Genomic DNA, 22,290 nt, shown 5'->3' with positions numbered 1-22,290 from the left:
AGGGTATCGCGGCTTTTTTTATGGCGAAACTGCGGTCCAGTCAACAACGGCAGGCGTTACGTAAAGCCGGCGTGAATACCTCCCTGTCGCCCCGGCCGCCTTGATCTCCTTAATGCAGGTTGGTTGCGCTTTTACCGGAGCCGAATTTGCATCAGCCATTAAGCGTCGTACTGACTACAGCAATGACAGTCCCACTTGCCCCATCAAGACCAGCCCGAATAGCAAAGCGTCCGCGCCAGGGATGGCGCGGCCGATCGGCATGGATGCGGGGTTTCTTTGCGATCGGGCTAGCCTTTGTGGGGCCTGGCACCCAATTAACAGCAACCCCACCAAACTTTCACGACTCTGAGCGCTAAAACTGCAAACCCCACCTAACATCCACGAATCTGAGCATAAAAAAAGGTGCGCCAGTTTGCGCACCTCTTAAAAGACACATGCGATCACGACTAAGAGGTTAAACGCTTAACCGGCGCGTTCTGCTGGCGGTCCCACATCACCGTCAGCAGACGCTGCAGCGCAATAAAGGCAAACAGCAGAATACCGATGGCGATTTTGGTCCACCACGAACTCAGCGTGCCGTCGAAGTTAATCCATGTCTGAATCAACCCCTGAATCAGCACCCCGAACAGCGTGCCCAGCACCGTACCGACGCCACCCGACAGCAGCGTGCCGCCAATCACCACCGAAGCGATGGCATCCAGCTCGACGCCCAGCCCGGCCAGCGCGTAGCCGGCCGAGGTGTAAATGGAAAATACGATGCCTGCCAGCGTCGCCAGCGTGGTCGACAGCATATAAATCCTGATCGTGGTGGCGCGCGTCGACACGCCCATCAGCTGAGCCGACGTCAGATTGCCGCCAATGGCGTACACCTGATTACCGAAGCGCGTACGGTGCGCCAGCAGAATGCCCCCCGCCACCACCACCAGCATAATCACCGCCAGCAGGCTGAGACGTCCGCCGCCGGGAATTTTCCACGCCAGGCTCGACAACGTGGTATACAGCGGATGATCGATAGGAATCGAGTTCTCCGATACCAGATAGCTGCAGCCGCGCAGGAAAAACATCCCGGCGAGCGTGATGATAAAGGCCGGGATTTTTAACGCATCAATCAGCCAGCCCATCATGGCACCAAACAGTGCGCCTGCCGCCAGAATCAGCGCAAAGGCCAGCAGCGGATCAACATGGTAGTCGCCGATGATGCGCGCCAGGAACACGCCGGTGAAGGCGATCACCGCGCCAACGGACAGATCGATGCCGCCGGACAAAATCACAAACGTCATGCCGACGGCGATGATGCCGAGAAACGCATTATCAGTGAGGATGTTGCAAATCACCCGCGTTGAGGCAAAGCCGGGAAACTGGCTGAGGCAGAAGAGGTAACCCGCGACAAACACCAGCAGGGTAATCATTAACGGTAAATGACGCTTGATCATGGTTTACGTCTCCCCTGCAGCATGGCGATAAAGCGCGGCGACTGCAGCAGCAGAACGCACATCACCACCACCGCTTTCACCACCTGGTTCAGCTCTGGCGGAAAACCTGACAGCAGTATTCCGGTATTCATTGACTGGATAATCAGCGCACCAACCAGCGACAGCACCAGGTTAAAACGCCCGCCCATCAGCGAGGCGCCACCAATCACCACCGCCAGAATGGCGTCCAGCTCCAGCCACAACCCGGCATTATTGGCATCGGCACCGCGAATATCGGCGGCGACAATCAGCCCGGCTACCGCCGCACACACGCCGCTGATGGCGTAGGTGGACATTACCACCAGCCAGCCGGTCACCCCGGCATTGCGCGCCGCGCGCAGGTTGATGCCTACCGCTTCGATGAACAGGCCAAGCGCGGTTTTGCGCGTCAGCAGCCACACCGCCACGGCCACCAGCAGGGTAATCCACACCGGTACCGGCAGCAGCCACAGCGAACCGCTGCCAAACCACGCGAGGCTGTCACTGTTAAAGGTGACGATCTGTCCCTGGGTAATCAGCTGCGCGATGCCGCGCCCGGCCACCATCAGAATCAGCGTGGCGACAAACGGCTGAATCTTCAGCAGCGCCACCAGCACGCCGTTCCACAGGCCGCACAGCAGCCCGGTGCCGAGCGTAGCCAGAATAATAAAACTCAGGCTGTGCCCCGCCACCGTCAGCGTCGCCGCCGTCGCGCCGGCAATCGCCATCACCGCCCCCACCGACAAATCGATCCCGCCGGTGGCGATCACCAGCGTCATACCAATCGCCAGCAGCGCCACCGGTGCGGCGCGGTTGAGAATGTCAATCGGGCTGCCGAATAACCGCCCGTCCTGAATGTGAATAGCAAAAAAGTTATTCGCCACCAGGCTGTCGATCAGCAGCACCAGAATCAGCGCGACGATCTGCGGCATGCCCGGCGGCAGCTTCGGCTTCCGCCGTTCCGGTTTTTCGTGTGTCATAGGCGATTCAAGCATGTTGTGCTCCTCCGTCCGCGATGGCGTTGACGATCGACGCCACCGACAGCTGCTCCAGCGGAATTTCGGCGACCTGCTTCAGATCGCGCATAATCAGCACGCGATCGGCATAGCCCACCAACTCTTCCAGTTCAGAGGAGATGACCAGCAGCGCCAGTCCGTCGGCGCACAGGGATTCAATCAGCCGAATGATCTCGGCGTGGGCACCCACGTCGATACCGCGCGTCGGCTCATCCAGAATCAGAAACTGTGGTTTAGTCACCAGCCAGCGTGACAGCAGCACCTTCTGCTGGTTGCCGCCCGACAGCAGCTCCACCGGCTGGTCGGCGTGCGGCGTGCGAATACCCAGGCTCTTGATAAAACGCTCGGCTATCGCCTGCTGCTCACGACGTTTGATCGGCCGCAGCCAGCCACGCTGCGCCTGCAGCGCCAGAATGATGTTTTCCCGCACCGAGGCCGCGCCGATGATGCCGTCAGTTTTACGATCTTCCGGGCAGAAGCCCATGCCGAGACGCGAGGCTTTGGCCGGCGTGCGGATGTGCTGCACTTTGCCTTTGATGGTGGCGGTACCACGATCGGCACGGCGGATACCAAACAGCACCTCGGCGGTCTCAGTGCGCCCGGAGCCGAGCAGTCCGGCCAGCCCCACCACTTCGCCCGGCCGTACCTGCAGGCTGAACGGTTCAATGGTGCCTTTCTTGCCGTAATCCTCAAACGACACCACCGGCTGATTGCTGCGTAACGTGCTGCCCTGGCGCTGCAGTGCGGTTTCCAGCAGCTCTCGCCCCAGCATAAGCTTGATCAGCTCAATCTGCGGCAGCGAGGCGGTGTCCCGCGTGGCGATAAACTGACCGTTGCGCAGTACGGTAATGCGATCGGTGATGCGGTACACCTGGTCGAGAAAGTGGGTGACGAAAATCAGGCTCATACCTTTGGCTTTCAGCTGCGCCATCAGTGTAAACAGCATCTCCACTTCGCTGGCATCGAGGCTGGCAGTTGGTTCATCCAGAATCAGCACCTGCGCGGAGAGATCGACCGCGCGGCAAATCGCAATGATCTGCTGCATCGCCACCGAGTAGTGGCCGAGCGGACGCGTCACATCCAGCGCGAAGCCGTAGTTGCGCATCAGCGCATCGGCGTCGCGCACCATGCGCTTGCGATCGATCATGCCGAAGCGGCGCGGCTCGCGGCCAATATAGAGGTTATCCGCCACCGACATATTCGGCAGCAGATTCACTTCCTGATAAACGGTGCCAATGCCCATCTGCTGCGCATCGGCGGTACTGTGCGGCGCAATTACCGCGCCGTTGAGGGTGATAGTGCCGGCATCCCGCGTGTAGACGCCGGTCAGCACTTTAATCAGGGTGGATTTCCCCGCGCCGTTCTCACCCAGCAGCGCCATAATTTCGCCCTTGCGGATACTGAACGACACGTTATCCAGCGCTTTGACACCGGGAAAGCCTTTGCTGATGCCGTTGAGGCTCAGCAGGGGTGTTTCATCGTAGCTGCTCATCAGATTCTGCCTCGCTTACGTCATAAAAACCGCCCCGAAGGGCGGTTGCGGGGATCAGTAACCCATGCCTTTTTTCTTATCCAGCTCCGCCTGAGCGTCAGCCGGTAAGAACAGTTTTGATTCGGTTTTGATTATTTTCGGCGGCAGCGTGCCGTCTTTTTTGAATTTCTCCAGCGCATCAAACGCCGGGCCGGCCATGTCCGGCGTCAGCTCAACGTTGGCGTTGGCCTCGCCGGCCAGCATCGCTTTATAGATATCCGGCACGCCATCAATCGAACCGGTGAGAATGTCTTTGCCCGGTTTCAGGCCAGCTTCTTTAATCGCCTGGATGGCGCCGATCGCCATGTCGTCGTTATGCGCATACACCATGCAGATGTTTTTGCCGTTGTTCTCGGCTTTGATAAAGCTCTCCATCACCTCTTTACCCTTACTGCGGGTAAAGTCACCGGACTGCGAGCGAATCACTTTGATGTTGTTGTGGCCGGCGATGGCTTCGGCAAAGCCTTTCTTACGGTCGATCGCCACGCTGGCACCGACGGTACCCTGCAGTTCCACCACGTTACACTGCTTGTCACCGACGGTTTTCACCAGCCAGTCACCAATCAGTTTGCCTTCCAGCACGTTGTCGGCCGTCACCACCGCCATGTACAGCGATTTATCTTTCACCACGATGGCGCGGTCCAGCAGGAACACCGGGATTTTGGCGTCTTTGGCCTCTTCCAGCACCGGTTCCCAGCCAGTCTGTACCACTGGCGCGATAAAAATGGCGTCAACGCCCTGAGCGATAAACGAGCGCACCGCTTTGATCTGGTTCTCCTGCTTCTGCTGACCATCGGCAATTTTCAGGGTGATACCGCGCTTTTGCGCTTCACTTTTTGCCACGTTGGTTTCGGCTGAGCGCCAGCCGGATTCAGAACCGACCTGCGAGAAGCCCACCGTCATGTCGGCAGCCAGAACCGATGTGCTGAGTGCGGCGCTGACCATGGTGGCCAAGAGTAAACGTTTCCACATAATTTTCATTCCTCTGAAGGGAGTGTGCTGTAGGGGTACAAACGCGCTTCAAGCCTGGCGCAATTGCGCTAAAACAAGCGCGACACACCTCACAAAACAGAATGAATTAAAGGGGTTACGCGTATCAGCGTGTCAGACAGCTGACTCAGCTTATGGACAAAACGCCTGTACTTTATGTCAGCGGAGGTTAAATAACTGTAATAAACAGAAGCGGTTATGACCGCAGGCACTGGAAACGATTACAACGGACGCGTAAAGAATGGTTATTCATACGCGCGGCAGGCAATGTTCTGTTTTGTGATAGTTCGCACACTTGCGATTTGACGTTTCATCACAGCTGCACCCTTGTGCGTCACCCGTTACCGATAAATCGCTTTTTCGCGCCTGCTGCGTTTCAAAATAAGCGTAACAAAAGTGCGAAAAATAGCGTCTGGAATACCGCTTAAGGCACCTGTTAAATTTTCTCACCAGCCCCCGGTTAACGGGGCCAAAAACGCGCCTGACGCGCAGGAAAATGCGCGTTAAAAAAGATAAAAGCGTAAAAAAGTCCCTTTTGATGAGCGAATTAGCGCACGTTGTCTGAATTTTGAATTTTTTTAACCGCGGTGTCTGGACTCTGGCCGCGTGCTCCCTATACTTGAGCACTTCCCCGTTCTCTATCTTTTATGGCAATCATGACTGCGCTCGATTACCTGCTGAAATTTCGTAAAGTGAATAATCTTGAGAGTCTGGAAAAACTCTACGATCACCTCAATTATTCGCTCACTGATGATAACGAGATCATTAATATGTACCGCGCCGCCGATCACCGCCGTGCTGAACTCGCCTCAGGTGGCCGTCTGTATGACCTCGGCTGTGTGCCGAAATCCGTCTGGCGCTACGTGGTGTAAAGCGCGCTTATCTCTGTTTCTGCCCCTGGTGCGCTGTCCGAATCGGGCGTGACCCGTTTGGACATGGTACGCTCTGCCTCGTCTTTTTTCTTACATCAGGATGAACAACATGTCCGAATCGGTAAACCCGCCGCGTATTGCCGGCTGGCTGCTGCTGCCGCTGGCCTGGCTGATTATGACGATGCTGACCAGCGCGCTGGTGGTGGCGCTCTACCTGCGGCCGCTGTTTGACACGGAACTGCGCACCACGCTGTTTTCTCACGCCAGTATTTTAATGACGCAGTGGCTGGTGTCCTTACTCACCGCCGCCGCGGTGTGGCTGTACAGCATCTGGGTGTGCTGGATCTTTTGTCAGCGTTCGCGCCGTCTGCCACGTCACTACATTCTCTGGCTGCTGATGACCGTATTGCTGGCGCTGAAAACCTTCGCTTTTACGCCGGTGGCCGATGGGAAAGCGATCCAGACGCTGCTGCTGGCCCTGCTCTCGGCGGCGGTCTTTGTGCCCTACTTCAAACGCTCACAGCGGGTCAAACAGACCTTTATTCAGCCCTGATGACGCTCTTTTCGTCAGGAATTTAATTCTGAGTGCTCTCAGCCAGCGCACGAATCGCGCAAAGGTTGAGATGCACCTCTCAATTCCGGATAATAAACGCCTTTCGGCTCCCCAGGTTAAAAAATGACCGATTACTTACTGCTCTTTATTGGCACAGTGCTGGTGAACAACTTCGTGTTGGTCAAATTCCTCGGCCTTTGCCCTTTTATGGGCGTGTCAAAAAAACTGGAAACGGCCATTGGCATGGGACTTGCCACCACGTTCGTCATTACGCTGGCGTCGATTTGCGCCTGGCTGGTGAATCACCTGATTCTGCTGCCGCTTGATCTGGTGTACCTGCGTACCATGGCCTATATCCTGGTGATTGCGGTAGTGGTGCAGTTCACCGAAATGGTGGTGCGTAAAACCAGCCCGTCGCTGTATCGCCTGCTCGGTATCTTTTTGCCGCTGATCACCACCAACTGCGCGGTGCTGGGCGTGCCGCTGCTGAGCGTCAACCTCAACCACACGTTCCTGCAGGCGGCGCTGTACGGCTTCAGTGCGTCACTCGGCTTTTCGCTGGTGATGGTGCTGTTCGCTGGCATGCGTGAACGTCTGGTGCTGGCCAACGTGCCGGCACCGTTCAAAGGAAACTCCATTGCCCTGATCACCGCTGGCCTGATGGCGCTGGCGTTCATGGGCTTTACCGGTCTGGTGAAATTCTGATATGACCGCGATTTGGATTGCTATTGCTGTTCTGGCGGCGCTGGCACTGGTGTTTGGTGCCCTGCTGGGCTACGCCTCGCGCCGCTTTGAAGTAGAAGAAGACCCGATTGTTGAGCAGATCGATGCGATTCTGCCGCAGAGCCAGTGCGGCCAGTGTGGCTATCCCGGCTGCCGTCCGTACGCCGATGCGGTGGGCAATAACGGTGAAGCCATTAATAAATGTGCGCCGGGCGGCGAACAGACCATGCTGAAGCTGGCCGAACTGCTCAACGTTGAACCGCAGCCGCTGGACGGCGGCGCGGAGGTGCTGACGCCGGTTCGCACCGTGGCGTGGATTGACGAAGCCAACTGCATTGGCTGCACCAAATGTATTCAGGCCTGTCCGGTTGACGCCATCGTCGGTGCGACGCGCGCCATGCACACCGTGCTGAGCGATGTCTGCACCGGCTGCGACCTGTGCGTCGCGCCCTGTCCCACCGACTGTATTGAGATGCGCCCGGTTGCCACCACCACCGCCAACTGGAAGTGGGATCTCGACACCATACCTGTACGGGTGATCCCGGTAGAACATCATGCTTAATCTGTTATCGCTGCTGCGCAAAGAGAAGCTGTGGGATTTCGAAGGTGGCATTCACCCGCCGGAAATGAAAACCCAGTCCAGCGGCACGCCGCTCAGCCAGCTCCCGCTGCCTGAACAGTTCATTATTCCGTTGAAACAGCATATCGGCCACGAAGGCGAAATCTGTGTCGCGCCGGGCGATAAGGTACTGCGCGGCCAGCCGCTGACCTTTGGCAGCGGCCGGATGCTGCCGGTGCACGCGCCCACTTCCGGCACCATTGAAGCCATCGCGCCACACATGACGGCGCACCCTTCCGGCCTGTCCGAGCTGTGCGTTTTCCTGCGCGCCGATGGCGAAGATCGCTGGATGCCGCTCGATCCGCAGCCGGACTATCGCGCGCTGGGTCGGGACGCGGTAGTGAAACGCATCCACGAAGCCGGTATTGCAGGCCTCGGCGGCGCGGGCTTCCCGACCGCCACCAAACTGCGTGGCGGACTGCGCGGCGTCAACACGCTGATCATCAACGCCGCCGAGTGCGAACCTTACATCACGGCGGACGACCGCCTGATGCAGGATTGTGCGGCGGAAGTGCTGGAAGGCTGCCGCATCCTCGCCTGGGTGCTGCAGGCGGAGCGCGTGCTGATTGGCATTGAAGATAATAAGCCGGAGGCGATTGCCGCGCTGAAACAGGCGCTGGCCGGTGACCGCGAGCTGCAGCTGCGGGTGATCCCAACCAAATACCCTTCCGGCGGTGCCAAACAGCTGACCAAAATTCTCACCGGGCGGGAAGTGCCGCACGGCGGACGCTCCACCGACATTGGCGTGCTGATGCAGAACGTCGGCACCGCCTGGGCGGTGAAGCGCGCCATTGTCGATGGCGAACCGATTACGGAACGCGTGGTGACGCTGACCGGCGAGGCCATTGCCCGGCCGCGTAATGTCTGGGGCCGTCTTGGTACCCCGGTAAGCCATCTGTTGCAACAGGTCGGTTTCACGCCGGGTGCGCGCCAGATGGTGATCATGGGCGGGCCGCTGATGGGCTTTACCCTGCCGTCCCTCAACGTGCCGGTGGTGAAGATCACCAACTGTATTCTGGCACCGTCGGCCAGCGAGATGGGGCAACCACAGGAAGAACAGTCCTGCATCCGCTGCAGCGCCTGCGCTGACGCCTGCCCGGCAAAACTGCTGCCGCAGCAGCTGTACTGGTACAGTCAGGGTGGCGATCATGACAAAGCGCGCGCCCATCACATTGATGACTGCATTGAGTGCGGTGCCTGTGCGTATGTCTGTCCCAGCAATATTCCGCTGGTGCAGTATTACCGTCAGGAAAAAGCCGAACTGCGCGCCATCGATCTGGAGGCCAAACGCACCGCCGAAGCCAAAGCACGCTTTGAAGCGCGTCAGGCACGCCTTGAGCGGGAAAAACTGGCGCGGGAAGCGCGCCACGAGCAGGCCAAACAGCGGGTTGCGCGCAGCGATAAAGCCGAGCTGGAAGCGGCAACCGGGCGCGTGAAAGCGCGTCAGGCGAAGACGCCGGAACAGGAAGCGGCCGAACGCGAAGCGCGCCATGCGCAGGCGCTGGCGCAGCAGGCCGAGAAGCAGGCTGAAACCGAACCGCTAAGCCGCCAGGCCATTGACCCGCGCAAGGCCGCCGTGGAAGCCGCCATTGCGCGTGCTAAAGCGAAAAAAGTGGCCGCGCCGGCACAGCCAGCCGCTGACACCACGACCGCAGAAAGCGATCCGCGCAAAGCGGCGGTCGAGGCGGCTATTGCGCGCGCCAAAGCGAAGAAAGCGGCGGCGGCGCAGACGCCGGCCGACGCTGAGCCGGCAGCGGAAACGCCAGCGGCTGAGGTCGATCCGCGCAAAGCGGCGGTTGAAGCGGCTATTGCGCGCGCCAAAGCGAAGAAAGCTGCGGCCGCGCAGACGCCGGCCGACGCTGAGCCGGCAGCGGAAACGCCAGCGGCTGAAGTCGATCCGCGCAAAGCGGCGGTTGAAGCGGCGATTGCCCGTGCCAAAGCGAAGAAAGCCGCGGCCGCAGCGCAGCAGACAGCCGACGCGCCCGCCGCATCCCCTGAAGTGGAGGCCGCTGCCTCTCCTGACTCCGCCGACCCACGCAAAGCGGCGATTGCCGCAGCGGTCGCCCGTGCCAAAGCGCGTAAAGCGCAGCAGCAGCCTTCGACGACTGAGGACTAAATGGCTTTTCGTATTGCAAGTTCGCCTTATACCCATAACCGCCGCAGCACTGGCAACATCATGCTGCTGGTGGTGCTGGCCGCGCTGCCCGGCATGGCGGCACAGTGGTATTTCTTCGGCATCGGTTTCCTGATTCAGGTGCTGCTGGCGGTCGCTACCGCATGGATCACTGAGGGCGCGATTCTGCGCCTGCGTCACGCGCCGGTAGTGCCGACGCTGGCGGATAACTCTGCCCTGCTGACGGCGCTGCTGCTGGGCATCAGCCTGCCGCCGCTGGCGCCGTGGTGGCTGGTGGTGCTCGGTACCGTATTTGCCGTGGTTATCGCCAAGCAACTGTACGGCGGCCTCGGCCAGAACCCGTTCAATCCGGCCATGGTCGGTTATGTGGTACTGCTGATCTCCTTCCCGGTGCAGATGACCAGCTGGCTGCCGCCGGACGTACTGCAGGCGATTAAACCTGGCCTGATGGACTCACTCAGTATGATTTTTACCGGCCACACGCTGGCCGGTGACACCATGCAGCAGTTGCAGCTGGGTGTGGATGGCGTGAGCCAGGCTACGCCGCTGGATACCTTTAAAACCGGCCTGCGCGCCGGGCACAGCGCCGAACAGCTGCTGGCCCAGCCGATTTATGGCGGCGTACTGGCCGGCCTCGGCTGGCAGTGGGTCAATCTCGGCTATCTGCTCGGCGGCATGCTGCTGCTGGCGAAGAACGCCATCCGCTGGCATATCCCGTTCAGCTTCCTGCTGTCGCTGGCGCTGTGCGCCACGCTCGGCTGGCTATTCGCGCCGCAGTCACTGAACTCGCCGCTGGTGCATCTGTTCTCCGGGGCGACCATGCTCGGTGCCTTCTTTATTGCTACCGATCCGGTCACCGCTTCCACCACCAACCGTGGCCGGCTGATTTACGGTGCGCTGATTGGCCTGCTGGTGTGGCTGATTCGCAGCTTCGGTGGCTATCCGGATGGCGTCGCCTTCGCGGTGCTGCTCGCTAACATCTGCGTGCCGCTGATTGATTACTACACGCAGCCACGCGTGTATGGCCATCGCAGGGATTGATGATGATCGAAACCATTCGTAAAAACGCGTTCACGCTGGGCATGTTTGCCGTGATCACCACCGGCGTGACGGCGGTGGTCAACTATGTCACCAAACCGACGGTCGATCACCAGACCGCGCTGCAGCAGAAAAATCTGCTCGACCAGGTGGTGCCGACCGATTTGTACGACAACAATATTCAGCAGGAGTGTCTGCTGGTGACCGATGCCCGCGCGCTCGGCAACGACAAACCGCATCATCTGTATGTGGCGCGCAAAGGGGATCAACCGGTGGCCGCGGCGCTTGAGACCACGGCACCGGACGGCTATTCTGGCGCGATACAGATGCTGGTCGGCGCCGATTTCCACGGCAAAGTGCTGGGCGTACGCGTGATTGAACATCATGAGACGCCGGGTCTGGGTGATAAAATCGAGCTGCGCATTTCTGACTGGATCAACAGTTTTAACGGCAAAGTGGTGCACGGTGCCGACGATAAAGCCTTTGCCGTGAAAAAAGATGGTGGCGAATTTGACCAGTTTACCGGCGCGACCATCACGCCGCGCGCGGTGGTCAACGCCACCAAACGCACGGCGCTGCTGATTGAAACGCTGCCAGCGAAGCTCGCTTCGCTGCCTGAATGTGGAGATGCACCATGAGTGAAGCGAAAAATTTACTGATTGGCGGACTGTGGAAGAACAACTCGGCGCTGGTGCAGCTACTGGGGCTCTGTCCGCTGCTGGCGGTGACCTCAACCGCCACTAACGCACTGGGCCTTGGACTGGCAACCACGCTGGTACTGACCATCACCAACAGTGCGATTTCCGCTTCGCGCCGCTGGGTGCCGGGTGAAATTCGTATTCCGATCTACGTGATGATCATCGCCTCGGTGGTGAGCTGCGTGCAGATGCTGATCAACGCCTATGCCTATGGCCTGTATCAGTCGCTGGGCATCTTTATCCCGCTGATCGTTACCAACTGCATTGTGGTGGGACGTGCGGAAGCGGTGGCATCGAAAAGCAGCATTCCCCTCTCCGCGCTGGATGGCTTTGCCATCGGCATGGGCGCAACCTGCGCGATGGTGACACTGGGTTCGATTCGTGAACTGATTGGTAACGGCACGCTGTTCAACGGCGCTGACCAGCTGCTGGGGCCGTGGGCTAAAGCGCTGCGCATTGAAGTGGTGCATTTTGATTCACCGATGCTGCTGGCGATGCTGCCGCCGGGTGCGTTTATCGGCCTCGGTATGCTGCTGGCCGGCAAATACCTGATCGATCAGAAAATGAAGCAGCGCGCCGCACGTCAGCTGGACGCTGCTGCTGCCGCGCCGCAGGGCGAAACCGGGAAGGCTGTGTGAATAAGGATAAACGCCTGCAGATCCTCACGCGGCTGCGTGACGCCAATCCCCATCCGACCACCGAACTGAATTTCAGCTCACCGTTTGAGCTGCTGATCGCTGTGCTGCTGTCGGCACAGGCAACCGATGTCAGCGTCAACAAAGCCACCGCCCGACTCTATCCGGTGGCCAATACGCCAGCGGCAATGCTGGCGCTCGGCGTGGAAGGCGTTAAAGAGTACATCAAGACCATTGGCCTGTTTAACAGCAAAGCGGAAAACGTCATCAAAACCTGCCGCATTCTGCTGGAGCAGCACGGCGGTGTGGTGCCGGAAGACCGCGCGGCACTGGAAGCCCTGCCCGGCGTCGGGCGTAAAACCGCCAACGTGGTGCTCAATACCGCTTTTGGCTGGCCCACCATTGCCGTGGATACCCACATTTTCCGCGTCAGCAATCGCACCCGCTTTGCGCCGGGTAAAAACGTTGAGGAAGTGGAGCAGAAGCTGCTCAAGGTGGTGCCGGCCGACTTTAAGGTTGACTGCCATCACTGGCTGATTCTGCACGGTCGCTACACCTGCGTGGCGCGTAAACCGCGCTGCGGCTCCTGCCTGATTGAAGATTTGTGTGAGTTCACGGAAAAGACCGACTGATCAATAACGGCGCGACCCTGCGCGCCGTAGATTGCTTATTAACCGTTATCGCGCCGCCTGCAGCCACGCCACGACCAGCGGCGACAGCCGGTTTTGTAACGCGGCGCGTTCAGACTGGAACAGCGTGGCGACAAAGAACGGATGATCGGTCAGCTCTACCCCGCGCACATCCCCCTCCAGATCCCATGAGGTAATACGCAGATTGCGCGTGGCCAGCGCCTCGCTGAACTCAGCGTTAACGCCAAAGTTGCAGTGATAGCCTTCATTACTCTGCAGCGCGCCATAGGCCTGAGCGATACGTGAACCCGGCTCAAACGTCACTTCACCGCGCTGTTCCACCAGCGAGCAGGCCAGCGGCGCAATCACCCAGCGCGCGTCAGGGTCGGTCTCGGCATGGCCAGCATCCTCCCAGCCCAGCACGTTGCGCGCATACTCCACTACCGCATACTGAAAGCCGGCGCACGAGCCTAAAAAGGGTTTACCGCTTTCGCGCGCCCAGCGAATGACGTCGAACACGCCGGCATCATTCAGGAAGGGACTGCCAGGCACTACCCAGACGGCATCATAGTCGTGCAGACGCGGCAGATCGATTTCCGGCGTCGCGATCCAGTCGGCGGTTACGTTAAGTGAGAGAGAGGTTGCGGCAAGCTGAACAGCGGGAGGAATAGCCTGGTGCGCAACGGCACTGGCACGGTAATCGCCCACGAGAGCGACACGAACGGACTGCTTCATGATGAGTTCCTTGCAGGGAAAAAACGAGGTTACAGCAATTTCTTCAGGCTGTCTAAGGGCTGGCGATCGGCTATCCCTCCTCCCCCTGCCTTGCGCAACAGGTCCCTGCCGCCGGGGCGTTACAGAGCTTATACAATGAAAGCCGCGATTAAGTGGTGAAATTGTCGGCAAACGGGAGAGCAGCAGTCGTTTTCTTTTTTTACATTTCTAATTAATTGATAATTTTGTGCGCGGGATCAACAAATTAGCCTGCGGCGAACCGTCAGCTGCTTATTGTGCTCAACAATCAGACAATTGCGCTTACTTCTTCGGCAAAAATCAGGGGAATCATCCAGCTTAATGGGCTGGATAATATTATGTCCTGCCCGGAGCAGGAAAAGCAGTTTATCTCAGGAAAATCCATCAACCGATCTGCAACAAGAACAATTATCCTGCTATAATGTCACGCAGTGATATTTAACACTGATTTACAAGTTATTATCCTGGTTATAACCCTGCCTGTAACAAGTATTTCAGCGTGCAGAAAATGCTTGCCCTGTTGGCCTGATTCAGCCAAATTAGGCGCCGTTTTTCCTTTCTAATAACAATGTTGCGCGGGATTACCCAGCCCGACGCAGACTTAATTCCTGTTGTAAAACAGGCGATGTATAAACTGAGGTATACGTGTCAACTGCAAACAAACACACTGATGAGGCGGTAAGCCTTAACGCCTTCCGTCAGCCGAAAGCGTTCTATTTGATCTTCTCCATCGAACTGTGGGAGCGTTTTGGCTACTACGGTCTGCAAGCCATCATGGCGGTCTATCTGGTGAAACAGCTGGGGATGTCCGAAGCGGACTCCATCACCCTGTTCACCTCGTTCAGCGCACTGGTTTACGGCCTGGTTGCCATTGGCGGCTGGCTGGGCGACAAAGTGCTCGGCACCAAACGCGTGATTATTCTCGGCGTCATTGTGCTGGCGCTGGGCTATGCGATGATTGCCTTCTCCGGTCATGACACCACCATGGTGTATGTCGGCATGGCGACCATCGCCGTGGGTAGCGGGCTGTTCAAGGCTAACCCTTCTTCACTGCTGTCGACCTGCTACGAGAAAGACGATCCGCGCATCGACGGTGCCTTCACCATGTTCTACATGTCGATCAACATCGGTTCGCTGTTCTCCATGATGCTGACTCCGTGGCTGGCGGCCAAATATGGCTGGGGCGCGGCGTTTTCGCTGTCGGTGGTGGGCCTGGTGATCACCCTGCTGAACTTCCTGTTCTGCCAGCGCCTGGTGAAGAATTACGGATCTAAACCAGACTTTGCGCCGCTGCAGGTCGGTAAGCTGCTGATGACCCTTGTCGGCGTGGTTGCGCTGATCGCGCTGGCCACCTGGCTGCTGCATCATCAGAGCATTGCCCGCATGACGCTGGGCGTGATCGCGATCGGTATCGTGCTGGTGTTTGCCAAAGAAGCCTTTGCGCTGCACGGTGCGGCACGCCGCAAAATGATTGTTGCATTCCTGCTGATGGTCGAAGCCATTGTGTTCTTCGTGCTGTACATGCAGATGCCAACCTCGCTGAACTTCTTCGCCATCCGTAACGTTGAGCACGCGATTCTCGGTATCACCTTTGAGCCGGAACAGTTCCAGGCGCTCAATCCGTTCTGGATCATGGTGGCCAGCCCGATTCTGGCGGCAGTCTATAACAAGCTTGGCGATAAGCTGCCGATGCCGCACAAGTTTGCCATTGGCATGGTGCTGTGCTCTGCAGCGTTCCTGGTGCTGCCGTTTGGCGCGAAATTCGCGAACCAGGCGGGTATCGTTTCGGTAAACTGGCTGATTCTGAGCTACGCGCTGCAGAGTATCGGTGAGCTGATGATCTCCGGTCTCGGCCTGGCGATGGTGGCGCAGCTGGTGCCACAGCGTCTGATGGGCTTCATTATGGGCTCCTGGTTCCTCACCACCGCTGGCGCCGCGATGATTGCCGGTAAGGTAGCGAACCTGATGGCGGTGCCGGAAAACGTCACCGATCCCCACGCCTCACTGGCCGTGTATAGCCAGGTGTTCCAGCAGATTGGTATCGCCACTGGCGTAATCGCCCTGCTGATGCTGATTACCGCCCCGCTGCTCAACCGCATGACGCAGGATGATGCGCAGGCATAACTGAAGCGCGCCAGCGCTAACCAGTAATCGTTTCTGAGCCGGGCTAAGCCCGGCTTTTTTTATCCCCCTTCACAACCCCCGCTTTCCGCTGTAGTTTAAGCAACACGCTTTTTATGCTCGCCTTGCACGGCTGAGCTCGGGAATGGCTCATGGACAGATTTGACGAGCTGCAGGTGTTTGTTGCGGTGATTCAGCAGGGCAGCCTGGCTGGCGCGGCGCGCGTATTGCAGCGTTCGCCGCCGGTCATTACCCGCACGCTGAATGCGCTGGAAGCACGTTTCGGCACCACCCTGATTGAACGCACCACCCGTCAGCTGGCTCCCACCGAGAGCGGCTGGCAGCTGTTTGAGCAGGCACAGCGCTTGCTTAACGATTACCAGAGCGCGCTCGACAGCGCCCACCACAGCGGACTGCACGGCCTGCTGCGCATCACCGCCCCGGTGATGTGTGGCCGTCGCCACGTGATGCCACTGGTCAATGCCTTTCTGCAACAGCATCCGGAAATGCAAATCGAACTGATTCTAAGCGACAGCTATCAGGACCTGATTGAAAACGGGCTGGATATTGCGGTACGCATTGGCGAGCTGCAGGATTCGTCGATGGTAGCGCGCAACGTCGGCAGCGTACGCTCGATGCTGGTCGCCAGCCCGGATTACCTCCGCCAGGCCGGAATCCCGGCCCATCCGGCTGAACTCAGCATGCATGCGCTGGTGGCAGGCGTGCGCCATACCCGTGAGTGGCGCTTCGCGCACGACCTGCGTGTGCGCATCACCCCACGCCTGCGCGTCAATGATATCGCCAGCCAGCTGGATGCATTGCGCAGTGGCCAGGGCATTGGTCGTCTGTTGTCTTATCAGGTGATAGATGAACTGCAGGCTGGCACGCTGATCCGCCTGCTGAGCGAGTGGGAGCCGGCACCGCTGCCGGTGCATCTGGTGGCGCAGCGGGTGAAAAACATGGCGCCCAAGGTACGCTGTTTCTGGGATTTCGCGCTCACGGCACTGCCGCCGCGACTGCAGGCGGCCGCTGAATTTCCCGCGCCCGCCCGCAATTCCTGATCGCTGTCACTGGTAAAAATTTCTGGCAGTTTTATGCTGCTGACATCACAACAACTCATCAGGAGAGGCCATGATGAAACTCTATTGTAAGCCCGGTGCCTGTTCGCTCTCGCCGCATATCGTTGCGCGCGAATGCGGGCTGGATTTTACGCAGGTCAATGTCGATCTGCAGAAGAAAGTCACCGAGCGCGGAGAAGATTACTGGCAGATAAACCCCAAAGGACAGGTTCCCGCGCTGCAGTTTGATGACGGCAGCATACTGACGGAAGGCGTGGCGATTGTGCAGTATCTGGCGGATCTCAAGCCGGATCGCAACCTGCTGGCACCGACCGGCAGCCTGACGCGCTATCACACGCTGGAGTGGCTGAGCTACATCAGCAGCGAATTGCACAAAACCTTTTCCCCGCTGTTCCGTCCGGATACGCCGGAAGAGTACAAAGCCATAGTGCGTGCACAGCTGGAGCAGAAATTTCAGCGCGTTAACGATGCGCTGCAGGATAAACAGTGGCTGATGGGGTTACGCTTCACCGTCGCTGATGTCTATCTGTTTGTGGTTACGCGCTGGGCAAAAACCATCAAACTGAATCTGGAAGGTTTGAGCGCGCTGGAGGCATGGTTTGCGCGGGTGGCCGCGCGGCCGGCGGTTCAGGCCGCACTGAAGGCTGAAGGTCTGGTCTGACGCCACAGGCCGGCGTGCTGGCCGGCCTGTTACTTAGCAGCGATTACAGCTGTTCTGCCGCAAAGTGCTGCGTGGGTTGCGCAATCGCATCCTGCGCCGCCACCAGTTGCAGTTCATACTCGCCCATCTCGTGGGTTTTCAGCATCACTTCATATACTGCCGCCGTGACATGTTCCAGCGCATCCTGCAGCGATTTGCCGTGCAGCAGGTCAACCAGCAACAGGCCACTGGTCAGATCGCCAACCCCCACCGGCTGACGCACACCAAAATCCACCAGCGGACGGCTGATGTGCCAGCACTGATCGGCGGTGACCAGCAGCATTTCGAAGCGATCGCTACGGCGCCCGGCACGCGCCAGGTGTTTCACCAGCACCACGCGCGGCCCCTGCGCAATCAATGCGCGAGCGGCTACCACCGCCTGCTCCACGTTTGCAACCGTCTGGCCACTGAGCATCTCCAGCTCCAGCAGGTTCGGCGCGATAAGATCGCTGGCCGGCATCGCCTGCTTGCAGTGAAACTCCGCTACGCCGGGCGCAACGATGCAGCCTTTTTCCGGATGGCCCATCACCGGGTCACAGAAATACCAGGCGTCAGGATTCGCCGCCTTCACCATACGCACGATTTCCAGGATCTGTTCGCCCTGCTCCGCCGAGCCGAGATAGCCGCTCAGCACCGCATCGCAGGTTTTCAGACGATCGATGGCGGCGATCCCGCTGACGATATCGGTCAGATGGGTGGCGGGCATCACGGTGCCGGTCCAGTGACCATACTGGGTGTGATTGGAAAACTGCACGGTGTTTAACGGCCAGACGTTGGCGCCCATGCGTCGCATCGGGAATTCAGCCGCGCTGTTACCGGCGTGGCCATAAACCACGTGAGACTGGATTGCGAGGATATTTTTCATTATTGCCCTGTACTGCTTGCCATAAAAAAGGGCCGGAGACCGGCCCTTGCACCTTACTGCCAGCTAATCAGGCAGTAGTGTTTTTTGCCGCGACGCAGCAGCGTGTAACGACCAAACAGTTTGTCGCTGTCGCTGAAACGATACTCGGCATCAGACTGTTTCTCACCGTTGACAGACACCGCGTTGGAGCCAATCATGGTGCGCGCCTGGCCGCGTGACGGCACCAGTTCCGCCGCCACCAGCGCCTGTTGCAGATCGTCGTCCGCATTCAGGCTAATGGTCGGCATACCATCCTGTGCCAGCTGCTCAAAGTCCGCTTCGGTCATGTCGCTCAGACTGCCGGAGAACAGACTGTCGGTGATGCGCTTCGCCGCGCTCAGCCCGCTTTCGCCGTGCACCAGACGCGTCACCTGCTCAGCCAGCACATACTGCGCGCGCGGCGCTTTGCCACTGGTTTTGTCTTCTTCTTCCAGCGCATTGATCTCCTCAATGCTCATGAAGGTGAAGAACTTCAGGAAGCGATAGACGTCCGCGTCGGCGGTGTTAATCCAGAACTGGTAGAACTTGTACGGACTGGTTTTCTTCGCATCCAGCCATACCGCGCCACCTTCGGTTTTACCAAATTTGGTACCGTCCGACTTGGTGATCAGTGGCACCGTCAGTCCCCACGCCTGCTGCTGATGCAGACGACGCGTCAGATCGATGCCGGAGGTGATGTTCCCCCACTGGTCGGAGCCGCCAATCTGCAGCACCACGTCGTAGCGCTTGTTCAGTTCGGCAAAGTCGTAACCCTGCAGCAGGTTGTAGGAAAACTCGGTGTAGGAAATGCCCTGATCTTCACGGTTCAGGCGCATTTTCACCGCTTCACGGTTGATCATCTGGTTGACCGAGAAGTGCTTACCGATATCGCGCAGGAAGGTCAGCACGTTCATGCCGCCAAACCAGTCATAGTTGTTGGCCGCGATGGCGCTGTTGTCGCCGCAGTCAAAATCGAGGAAAGGCGCAACCTGTTTGCGGATCTTCTCTACCCACTCGTTAACGGTTTCCGTGGTATTGAGTTTACGTTCGGCCGCTTTAAAGCTGGGATCGCCGATCAGGCCGGTGGCACCGCCGACCAGGGCCACCGGCTTGTGGCCGGCATCCTGGAAACGTTTCAGGCACAGCAGCGGCACCAGATGGCCCAAGTGCAAGCTATCAGCGGTGGGATCAAAGCCGCAATAGAGTGCAATTGGCCCTTGCGCCAGCCGCTCTGCTAACGCTTCCTCGTCCGTTACCTGGGCTACTAAGCCTCTCTCTTGCAATTGTTGTATCAGGTTACTGCTGGTCATCACTGACTCCAAATTGATCAGACTGCACCTATGCTGGTACACAGCTGTCCGCTGACGTGCGGATACGAAAAAAATGAGGGCTATAGCATAAAGCGCTGACGAGCCGTGCGCCAGCGCTGAAAGGGGATAAAACGCAGTTTTACGGTGCTAAACGGTCGATTGTCCAGCCGCTGCCATCACGCTGATAAAGGAAGCGGTCATGCAGGCGATGTTCGCCGCCCTGCCAGAACTCCATGGTGTGGAATCTGACGCGGAATCCGCCCCAGAAACTCGGCAGCGGCACTTCCCCCTGCTGAAACTTCTGCTTCAGCTCAAGGAACTTGCCCTCGAGCACGCCGCGCGCGGAAATCCGGCTCGACTGTTTCGATACCCAGGCGCCAATCTGGCTGTCTCGCGGACGGCTGTGGAAGTACTTCAGCACTTCCAGCGGCGACAGTTTCTCCACTTCGCCCAGCACCATTACCTGACGCTCAAGGAAGTGCCAGGGGAAATGCAGGGAAATGCGCGGATTGTCCGCCAGCTGCAGCGCTTTACGGCTGCCGAGGTTGGTGTAAAACACCATGCCCTGCTCATCGTAGTGTTTAAGCAGTACGATGCGCTGATAGGGCTGGCCGCTGCTGTCCACCGTCGCCACCGTCATGGCGGTGGGATCGGGTAGCTGCGCGGCGCACGCCTGCTGCAGCCACTGCTCAAACAGCGCCAGAGGAGTATCTGGCAAATCTTTGCGCCGCAGCCCGCCGCGCGTGTACTCCCGGCGCAGGTGGGCAATTTGTTGCAAGCTGTCACTGTCGCTCATGCTGGTATCCCGGTTCTCTCTTACTGTGCGGAGGCATCCGCGTTCTGCAGTTCACAATCATTAATCACGATTTTATCGTTGCGTTCAACAAAGGCGCCATTGCCTTTTGACCAGAAAACGTAGGTCCCATCGCTGTAGCGCGCGCCGGAGGCAGACACCGTCTGGGTCAGCGTGAGTGGTTTGCCGTCCAGAATAAAGCTTACCTGCTGCTTCGCGTTGTCCAGAGTGACCGTCAGCGGCAGCGTGCCACACTGGTAATGTAACGTCTCTGGCGCGGGTGCAGGCTTATGCCAGATACCACAGCCGCTGAGTAAGGTCAGGGTGCCGGCCAGCACGATCATCTTTTTCATGTTTGCTCCTTAACGTATTGCTTGGGGATTGGCGGGATAGATAGCACCCAGCACGCTCATTTCGCGCGCGCCGGTTACCGCCGGCAGATTGCCCGGCAGCCCGGACAGGGTGCGGAACGCCAGCCAGGCAAAGGCCAGCGCCTCCATATCATCACCGCTGATACCGGCCTGATCGGTGGTGCCCACCTCGGTGCCAGACAGATGCGCGGCCAGCCGCGCCATCAGCAGCGGATTGCGACTGCCGCCGCCGCACACCAGCAGACGATCGCAGCCATCGTTGAGCTGTACCTGATGGGCGATAGTCAGCGCGGTCAGCTCGCACAGCGTTGCCTGCACATCCTGCGGGGCCAGCGCCGGGAAGCGCTGCAGCTGCTGTTCCACCCAGCCCAGGTTAAAGTATTCCCGACCGGTGCTTTTGGGTGGCGGCAGCGCAAACCACGGATCGCCCAGCATCTGCTCCAGCAGCGCGGGCACGACCTGGCCACTGCGCGCCCAGCCGGCATCTTTATCAAACGGCAGGCCTTTGTGGCGCCAGATCCACGCATCGATCAGCATATTGCCTGGCCCGGTATCAAAGCCGCGCACCGGCTGACCGGGGATCAGCAGCGACAGATTGGCGATGCCGCCAATATTCAGCACCATGCGCCGTTCAACACTGTCCATCAGCAGCGCCTGGTGAAAAGCCGGTACCAGCGGTGCGCCCTGGCCGCCCAGCGCCATGTCGCGGCGGCGAAAATCGCCCACCACCGTGACGCCGGTCGCGGCAGCGATCTGGTTATTGTCGCCAATTTGCAGCGTATTTGGTGCCGCCGACTGCGGCTCGTGCCACACCGTCTGGCCGTGGCAGCCAATCGCCATGATATCGCTGGCCTCCAGCGCCTGCTGCTGCATCAGCGTCAGTACGGCTTCCGCAAACAGCTGGCCGAGCCGGGTATCAAGCTGACCGAGCTGCGACAGCGTCAGCGTCTGTCCCTGACAAATTTCCAACACCCGCTGACGCAGCGCCAGCGGGATGGGATGGCAGTAGCTGGCCTGTTGCGCCACCATATGCTGGTCGATCGCGGCCAGCACGACGTCTACGCCGTCCAGGCTGGTGCCGGACATCACGCCGATATAGCGTCCTGATTTCATAGCGCTTCCTTACCCGTTTGCGGGCCTGCAATGCATCTGTGTTTAGCCTGGCAAATTACCGGGGCTAATTCTATGATAAATTTCCGCTTTTCAACTGCGCTGCGACACGCATTCCGGCAGCAAACTATTTTCATCCGGCAATTGAATTTTTGTTGATGGGCGGTGGTCTATGCTTCGGCCCAGCCGCATATTGTTCGGACATTGCGTCAATTGACCATTTTCTGACTTATACTGTTGCAGTACAGGACGAGAATATGGCGTTTTTTTGCATTAAGGAG

General features: G+C 58.7%; 22 protein-coding genes. 12 read left to right on the top strand and 10 right to left on the bottom strand.

The features are described 5' to 3' along the window. Positions 1 to 446: 446 nt before the first annotated feature. From yjfF to ytfQ, 4 genes are read right to left on the bottom strand one after another with little or no spacing between them, the layout of a single operon-like run. Complete coding sequence (gene yjfF / locus F3J41_RS04695) at positions 447 to 1,433, bottom strand: galactofuranose ABC transporter, permease protein YjfF (RefSeq protein WP_166710063.1); 987 nt, start codon at positions 1,431 to 1,433, stop codon at positions 447 to 449. After that, positions 1,430 to 2,446, bottom strand: coding sequence for a galactofuranose ABC transporter, ATP-binding protein YtfT (gene ytfT, locus F3J41_RS04690; protein WP_166710061.1), 1,017 nt, complete (start codon positions 2,444 to 2,446; stop codon positions 1,430 to 1,432). The genes yjfF and ytfT overlap by 4 nt, the downstream gene beginning before the upstream one ends. Then, positions 2,439 to 3,959 (bottom strand): sugar ABC transporter ATP-binding protein, encoded by a 1,521-nt coding sequence (locus tag F3J41_RS04685; protein ID WP_021506184.1) that lies wholly within the window; start codon positions 3,957 to 3,959, stop codon positions 2,439 to 2,441. Before F3J41_RS04685 ends, ytfT begins: the two co-directional genes overlap by 8 nt. Positions 3,960 to 4,013: 54 nt before the next feature. Beyond that, a complete protein-coding gene (gene ytfQ / locus F3J41_RS04680) occupies positions 4,014 to 4,970 on the bottom strand; it encodes a galactofuranose ABC transporter, galactofuranose-binding protein YtfQ (RefSeq protein WP_166710059.1) in 957 nt (318 codons plus the stop codon). A 674-nt stretch (positions 4,971 to 5,644) separates the two neighbouring features. On the opposite strand from ytfQ, the gene ydgT reads away from it, so the two are divergent. From ydgT to nth, 9 genes are all read left to right on the top strand, one after another. Beyond that, complete coding sequence (ydgT, locus tag F3J41_RS04675) at positions 5,645 to 5,860, top strand: transcription modulator YdgT (RefSeq protein ID WP_010618950.1); 216 nt, start codon at positions 5,645 to 5,647, stop codon at positions 5,858 to 5,860. A gap of 109 nt (positions 5,861 to 5,969) precedes the next feature. Further along, positions 5,970 to 6,413 carry a DUF2569 domain-containing protein gene (locus tag F3J41_RS04670; RefSeq protein ID WP_058758460.1) on the top strand — a complete coding sequence of 148 codons (444 nt, stop codon included), beginning with the start codon at positions 5,970 to 5,972 and terminating at the stop codon, positions 6,411 to 6,413. A gap of 123 nt (positions 6,414 to 6,536) precedes the next feature. Beyond that, positions 6,537 to 7,118, top strand: coding sequence for an electron transport complex subunit RsxA (gene rsxA, locus F3J41_RS04665; RefSeq protein WP_010618951.1), 582 nt, complete (start codon positions 6,537 to 6,539; stop codon positions 7,116 to 7,118). A gap of 1 nt (position 7,119) precedes the next feature. Continuing rightward, on the top strand, positions 7,120 to 7,698 hold the full coding sequence (rsxB, locus tag F3J41_RS04660; protein ID WP_021506189.1) for an electron transport complex subunit RsxB: 579 nt from the start codon (positions 7,120 to 7,122) through the stop codon (positions 7,696 to 7,698). Continuing rightward, positions 7,691 to 9,871: an electron transport complex subunit RsxC gene (gene rsxC, locus F3J41_RS04655; protein ID WP_166710057.1), complete on the top strand. Its 2,181-nt coding sequence runs from the start codon at positions 7,691 to 7,693 to the stop codon at positions 9,869 to 9,871. The genes rsxB and rsxC overlap by 8 nt, the downstream gene beginning before the upstream one ends. Then, positions 9,872 to 10,930: an electron transport complex subunit RsxD gene (gene rsxD, locus F3J41_RS04650; RefSeq protein ID WP_058769716.1), complete on the top strand. Its 1,059-nt coding sequence runs from the start codon at positions 9,872 to 9,874 to the stop codon at positions 10,928 to 10,930. 2 nt (positions 10,931 to 10,932) lie between these two features. After that, positions 10,933 to 11,565 carry an electron transport complex subunit RsxG gene (gene rsxG, locus F3J41_RS04645; protein ID WP_031279157.1) on the top strand — a complete coding sequence of 211 codons (633 nt, stop codon included), beginning with the start codon at positions 10,933 to 10,935 and terminating at the stop codon, positions 11,563 to 11,565. Next, entirely contained in the window at positions 11,562 to 12,263 is a 702-nt protein-coding gene (locus tag F3J41_RS04640) for an electron transport complex subunit E (RefSeq protein ID WP_058757701.1), read from the top strand. Before rsxG ends, F3J41_RS04640 begins: the two co-directional genes overlap by 4 nt. Further along, entirely contained in the window at positions 12,260 to 12,892 is a 633-nt protein-coding gene (gene nth / locus F3J41_RS04635) for an endonuclease III (protein ID WP_021506194.1), read from the top strand. The genes F3J41_RS04640 and nth overlap by 4 nt, the downstream gene beginning before the upstream one ends. A 45-nt stretch (positions 12,893 to 12,937) precedes the next feature. On the opposite strand, the gene F3J41_RS04630 is transcribed toward nth, so the two are convergent. After that, complete coding sequence (locus tag F3J41_RS04630) at positions 12,938 to 13,624, bottom strand: CTP synthase (RefSeq protein ID WP_104186764.1); 687 nt, start codon at positions 13,622 to 13,624, stop codon at positions 12,938 to 12,940. Between the two features lie 663 nt (positions 13,625 to 14,287). Between F3J41_RS04630 and dtpA the strand changes: the two genes are divergently transcribed. From dtpA to gstA, 3 genes are all read left to right on the top strand, one after another. After that, positions 14,288 to 15,766: a dipeptide/tripeptide permease DtpA gene (gene dtpA, locus F3J41_RS04625; protein WP_166710055.1), complete on the top strand. Its 1,479-nt coding sequence runs from the start codon at positions 14,288 to 14,290 to the stop codon at positions 15,764 to 15,766. A 149-nt stretch (positions 15,767 to 15,915) separates the two neighbouring features. After that, complete coding sequence (locus F3J41_RS04620; protein WP_058776276.1) at positions 15,916 to 16,824, top strand: LysR family transcriptional regulator; 909 nt, start codon at positions 15,916 to 15,918, stop codon at positions 16,822 to 16,824. 73 nt (positions 16,825 to 16,897) lie between these two features. After that, entirely contained in the window at positions 16,898 to 17,503 is a 606-nt protein-coding gene (gstA, locus tag F3J41_RS04615) for a glutathione transferase GstA (protein WP_211075089.1), read from the top strand. A gap of 43 nt (positions 17,504 to 17,546) precedes the next feature. Here gstA and pdxY read toward each other — a convergent pair whose 3' ends face one another. The 5 genes from pdxY to anmK all read right to left on the bottom strand — a co-directional run bounded on the left by pdxY (position 17,547) and on the right by anmK (position 22,012). Next, entirely contained in the window at positions 17,547 to 18,407 is an 861-nt protein-coding gene (gene pdxY / locus F3J41_RS04610; protein ID WP_058776274.1) for a pyridoxal kinase PdxY, read from the bottom strand. A gap of 53 nt (positions 18,408 to 18,460) precedes the next feature. Then, positions 18,461 to 19,735, bottom strand: a complete 1,275-nt coding sequence (tyrS, locus tag F3J41_RS04605; RefSeq protein WP_058769710.1) for a tyrosine--tRNA ligase — start codon at positions 19,733 to 19,735, stop codon at positions 18,461 to 18,463. Positions 19,736 to 19,874: 139 nt separating this feature from the next. Then, positions 19,875 to 20,531, bottom strand: a complete 657-nt coding sequence (gene pdxH / locus F3J41_RS04600; protein WP_058769709.1) for a pyridoxamine 5'-phosphate oxidase — start codon at positions 20,529 to 20,531, stop codon at positions 19,875 to 19,877. Positions 20,532 to 20,551: 20 nt separating this feature from the next. Then, entirely contained in the window at positions 20,552 to 20,881 is a 330-nt protein-coding gene (locus F3J41_RS04595) for an MliC family protein (RefSeq protein WP_021506202.1), read from the bottom strand. A 9-nt stretch (positions 20,882 to 20,890) separates the two neighbouring features. Beyond that, on the bottom strand, positions 20,891 to 22,012 hold the full coding sequence (gene anmK, locus F3J41_RS04590; RefSeq protein ID WP_166710051.1) for an anhydro-N-acetylmuramic acid kinase: 1,122 nt from the start codon (positions 22,010 to 22,012) through the stop codon (positions 20,891 to 20,893). Between the last annotated feature and the right edge of the window lie 278 nt (positions 22,013 to 22,290).

Source organism: Pantoea sp. Ap-870 (assembly GCF_011752515.1).
GTDB lineage: Bacteria > Pseudomonadota > Gammaproteobacteria > Enterobacterales > Enterobacteriaceae > Pantoea > Pantoea dispersa.
The sequence above is the reverse complement of the archived record's forward strand: the minus strand, read 5'-3'. Positions and strand labels throughout refer to the sequence as shown.

What these genes read in the sequence shown, in the direction of transcription:
- rsxA (WP_010618951.1), top strand. Translation starts at nt 6,537, where the DNA reads ATGACCGATTACTTACTGCTCTTTATTGGCACAGTGCTGGTGAACAAC.
- rsxG (WP_031279157.1), top strand. Translation starts at nt 10,933, where the DNA reads ATGATCGAAACCATTCGTAAAAACGCGTTCACGCTGGGCATGTTTGCC.
- F3J41_RS04595 (WP_021506202.1), bottom strand. Translation starts at nt 20,881, where the DNA reads ATGAAAAAGATGATCGTGCTGGCCGGCACCCTGACCTTACTCAGCGGC.
- F3J41_RS04670 (WP_058758460.1), top strand. Translation starts at nt 5,970, where the DNA reads ATGTCCGAATCGGTAAACCCGCCGCGTATTGCCGGCTGGCTGCTGCTG.
- gstA (WP_211075089.1), top strand. Translation starts at nt 16,898, where the DNA reads ATGAAACTCTATTGTAAGCCCGGTGCCTGTTCGCTCTCGCCGCATATC.
- pdxH (WP_058769709.1), bottom strand. Translation starts at nt 20,531, where the DNA reads ATGAGCGACAGTGACAGCTTGCAACAAATTGCCCACCTGCGCCGGGAG.
- ydgT (WP_010618950.1), top strand. Translation starts at nt 5,645, where the DNA reads ATGACTGCGCTCGATTACCTGCTGAAATTTCGTAAAGTGAATAATCTT.
- rsxB (WP_021506189.1), top strand. Translation starts at nt 7,120, where the DNA reads ATGACCGCGATTTGGATTGCTATTGCTGTTCTGGCGGCGCTGGCACTG.
- rsxC (WP_166710057.1), top strand. Translation starts at nt 7,691, where the DNA reads ATGCTTAATCTGTTATCGCTGCTGCGCAAAGAGAAGCTGTGGGATTTC.
- anmK (WP_166710051.1), bottom strand. Translation starts at nt 22,012, where the DNA reads ATGAAATCAGGACGCTATATCGGCGTGATGTCCGGCACCAGCCTGGAC.
- ytfT (WP_166710061.1), bottom strand. Translation starts at nt 2,446, where the DNA reads ATGCTTGAATCGCCTATGACACACGAAAAACCGGAACGGCGGAAGCCG.
- F3J41_RS04640 (WP_058757701.1), top strand. Translation starts at nt 11,562, where the DNA reads ATGAGTGAAGCGAAAAATTTACTGATTGGCGGACTGTGGAAGAACAAC.
- rsxD (WP_058769716.1), top strand. Translation starts at nt 9,872, where the DNA reads ATGGCTTTTCGTATTGCAAGTTCGCCTTATACCCATAACCGCCGCAGC.
- F3J41_RS04685 (WP_021506184.1), bottom strand. Translation starts at nt 3,959, where the DNA reads ATGAGCAGCTACGATGAAACACCCCTGCTGAGCCTCAACGGCATCAGC.
- pdxY (WP_058776274.1), bottom strand. Translation starts at nt 18,407, where the DNA reads ATGAAAAATATCCTCGCAATCCAGTCTCACGTGGTTTATGGCCACGCC.
- ytfQ (WP_166710059.1), bottom strand. Translation starts at nt 4,970, where the DNA reads ATGTGGAAACGTTTACTCTTGGCCACCATGGTCAGCGCCGCACTCAGC.
- yjfF (WP_166710063.1), bottom strand. Translation starts at nt 1,433, where the DNA reads ATGATCAAGCGTCATTTACCGTTAATGATTACCCTGCTGGTGTTTGTC.
- F3J41_RS04630 (WP_104186764.1), bottom strand. Translation starts at nt 13,624, where the DNA reads ATGAAGCAGTCCGTTCGTGTCGCTCTCGTGGGCGATTACCGTGCCAGT.
- tyrS (WP_058769710.1), bottom strand. Translation starts at nt 19,735, where the DNA reads ATGACCAGCAGTAACCTGATACAACAATTGCAAGAGAGAGGCTTAGTA.
- F3J41_RS04620 (WP_058776276.1), top strand. Translation starts at nt 15,916, where the DNA reads ATGGACAGATTTGACGAGCTGCAGGTGTTTGTTGCGGTGATTCAGCAG.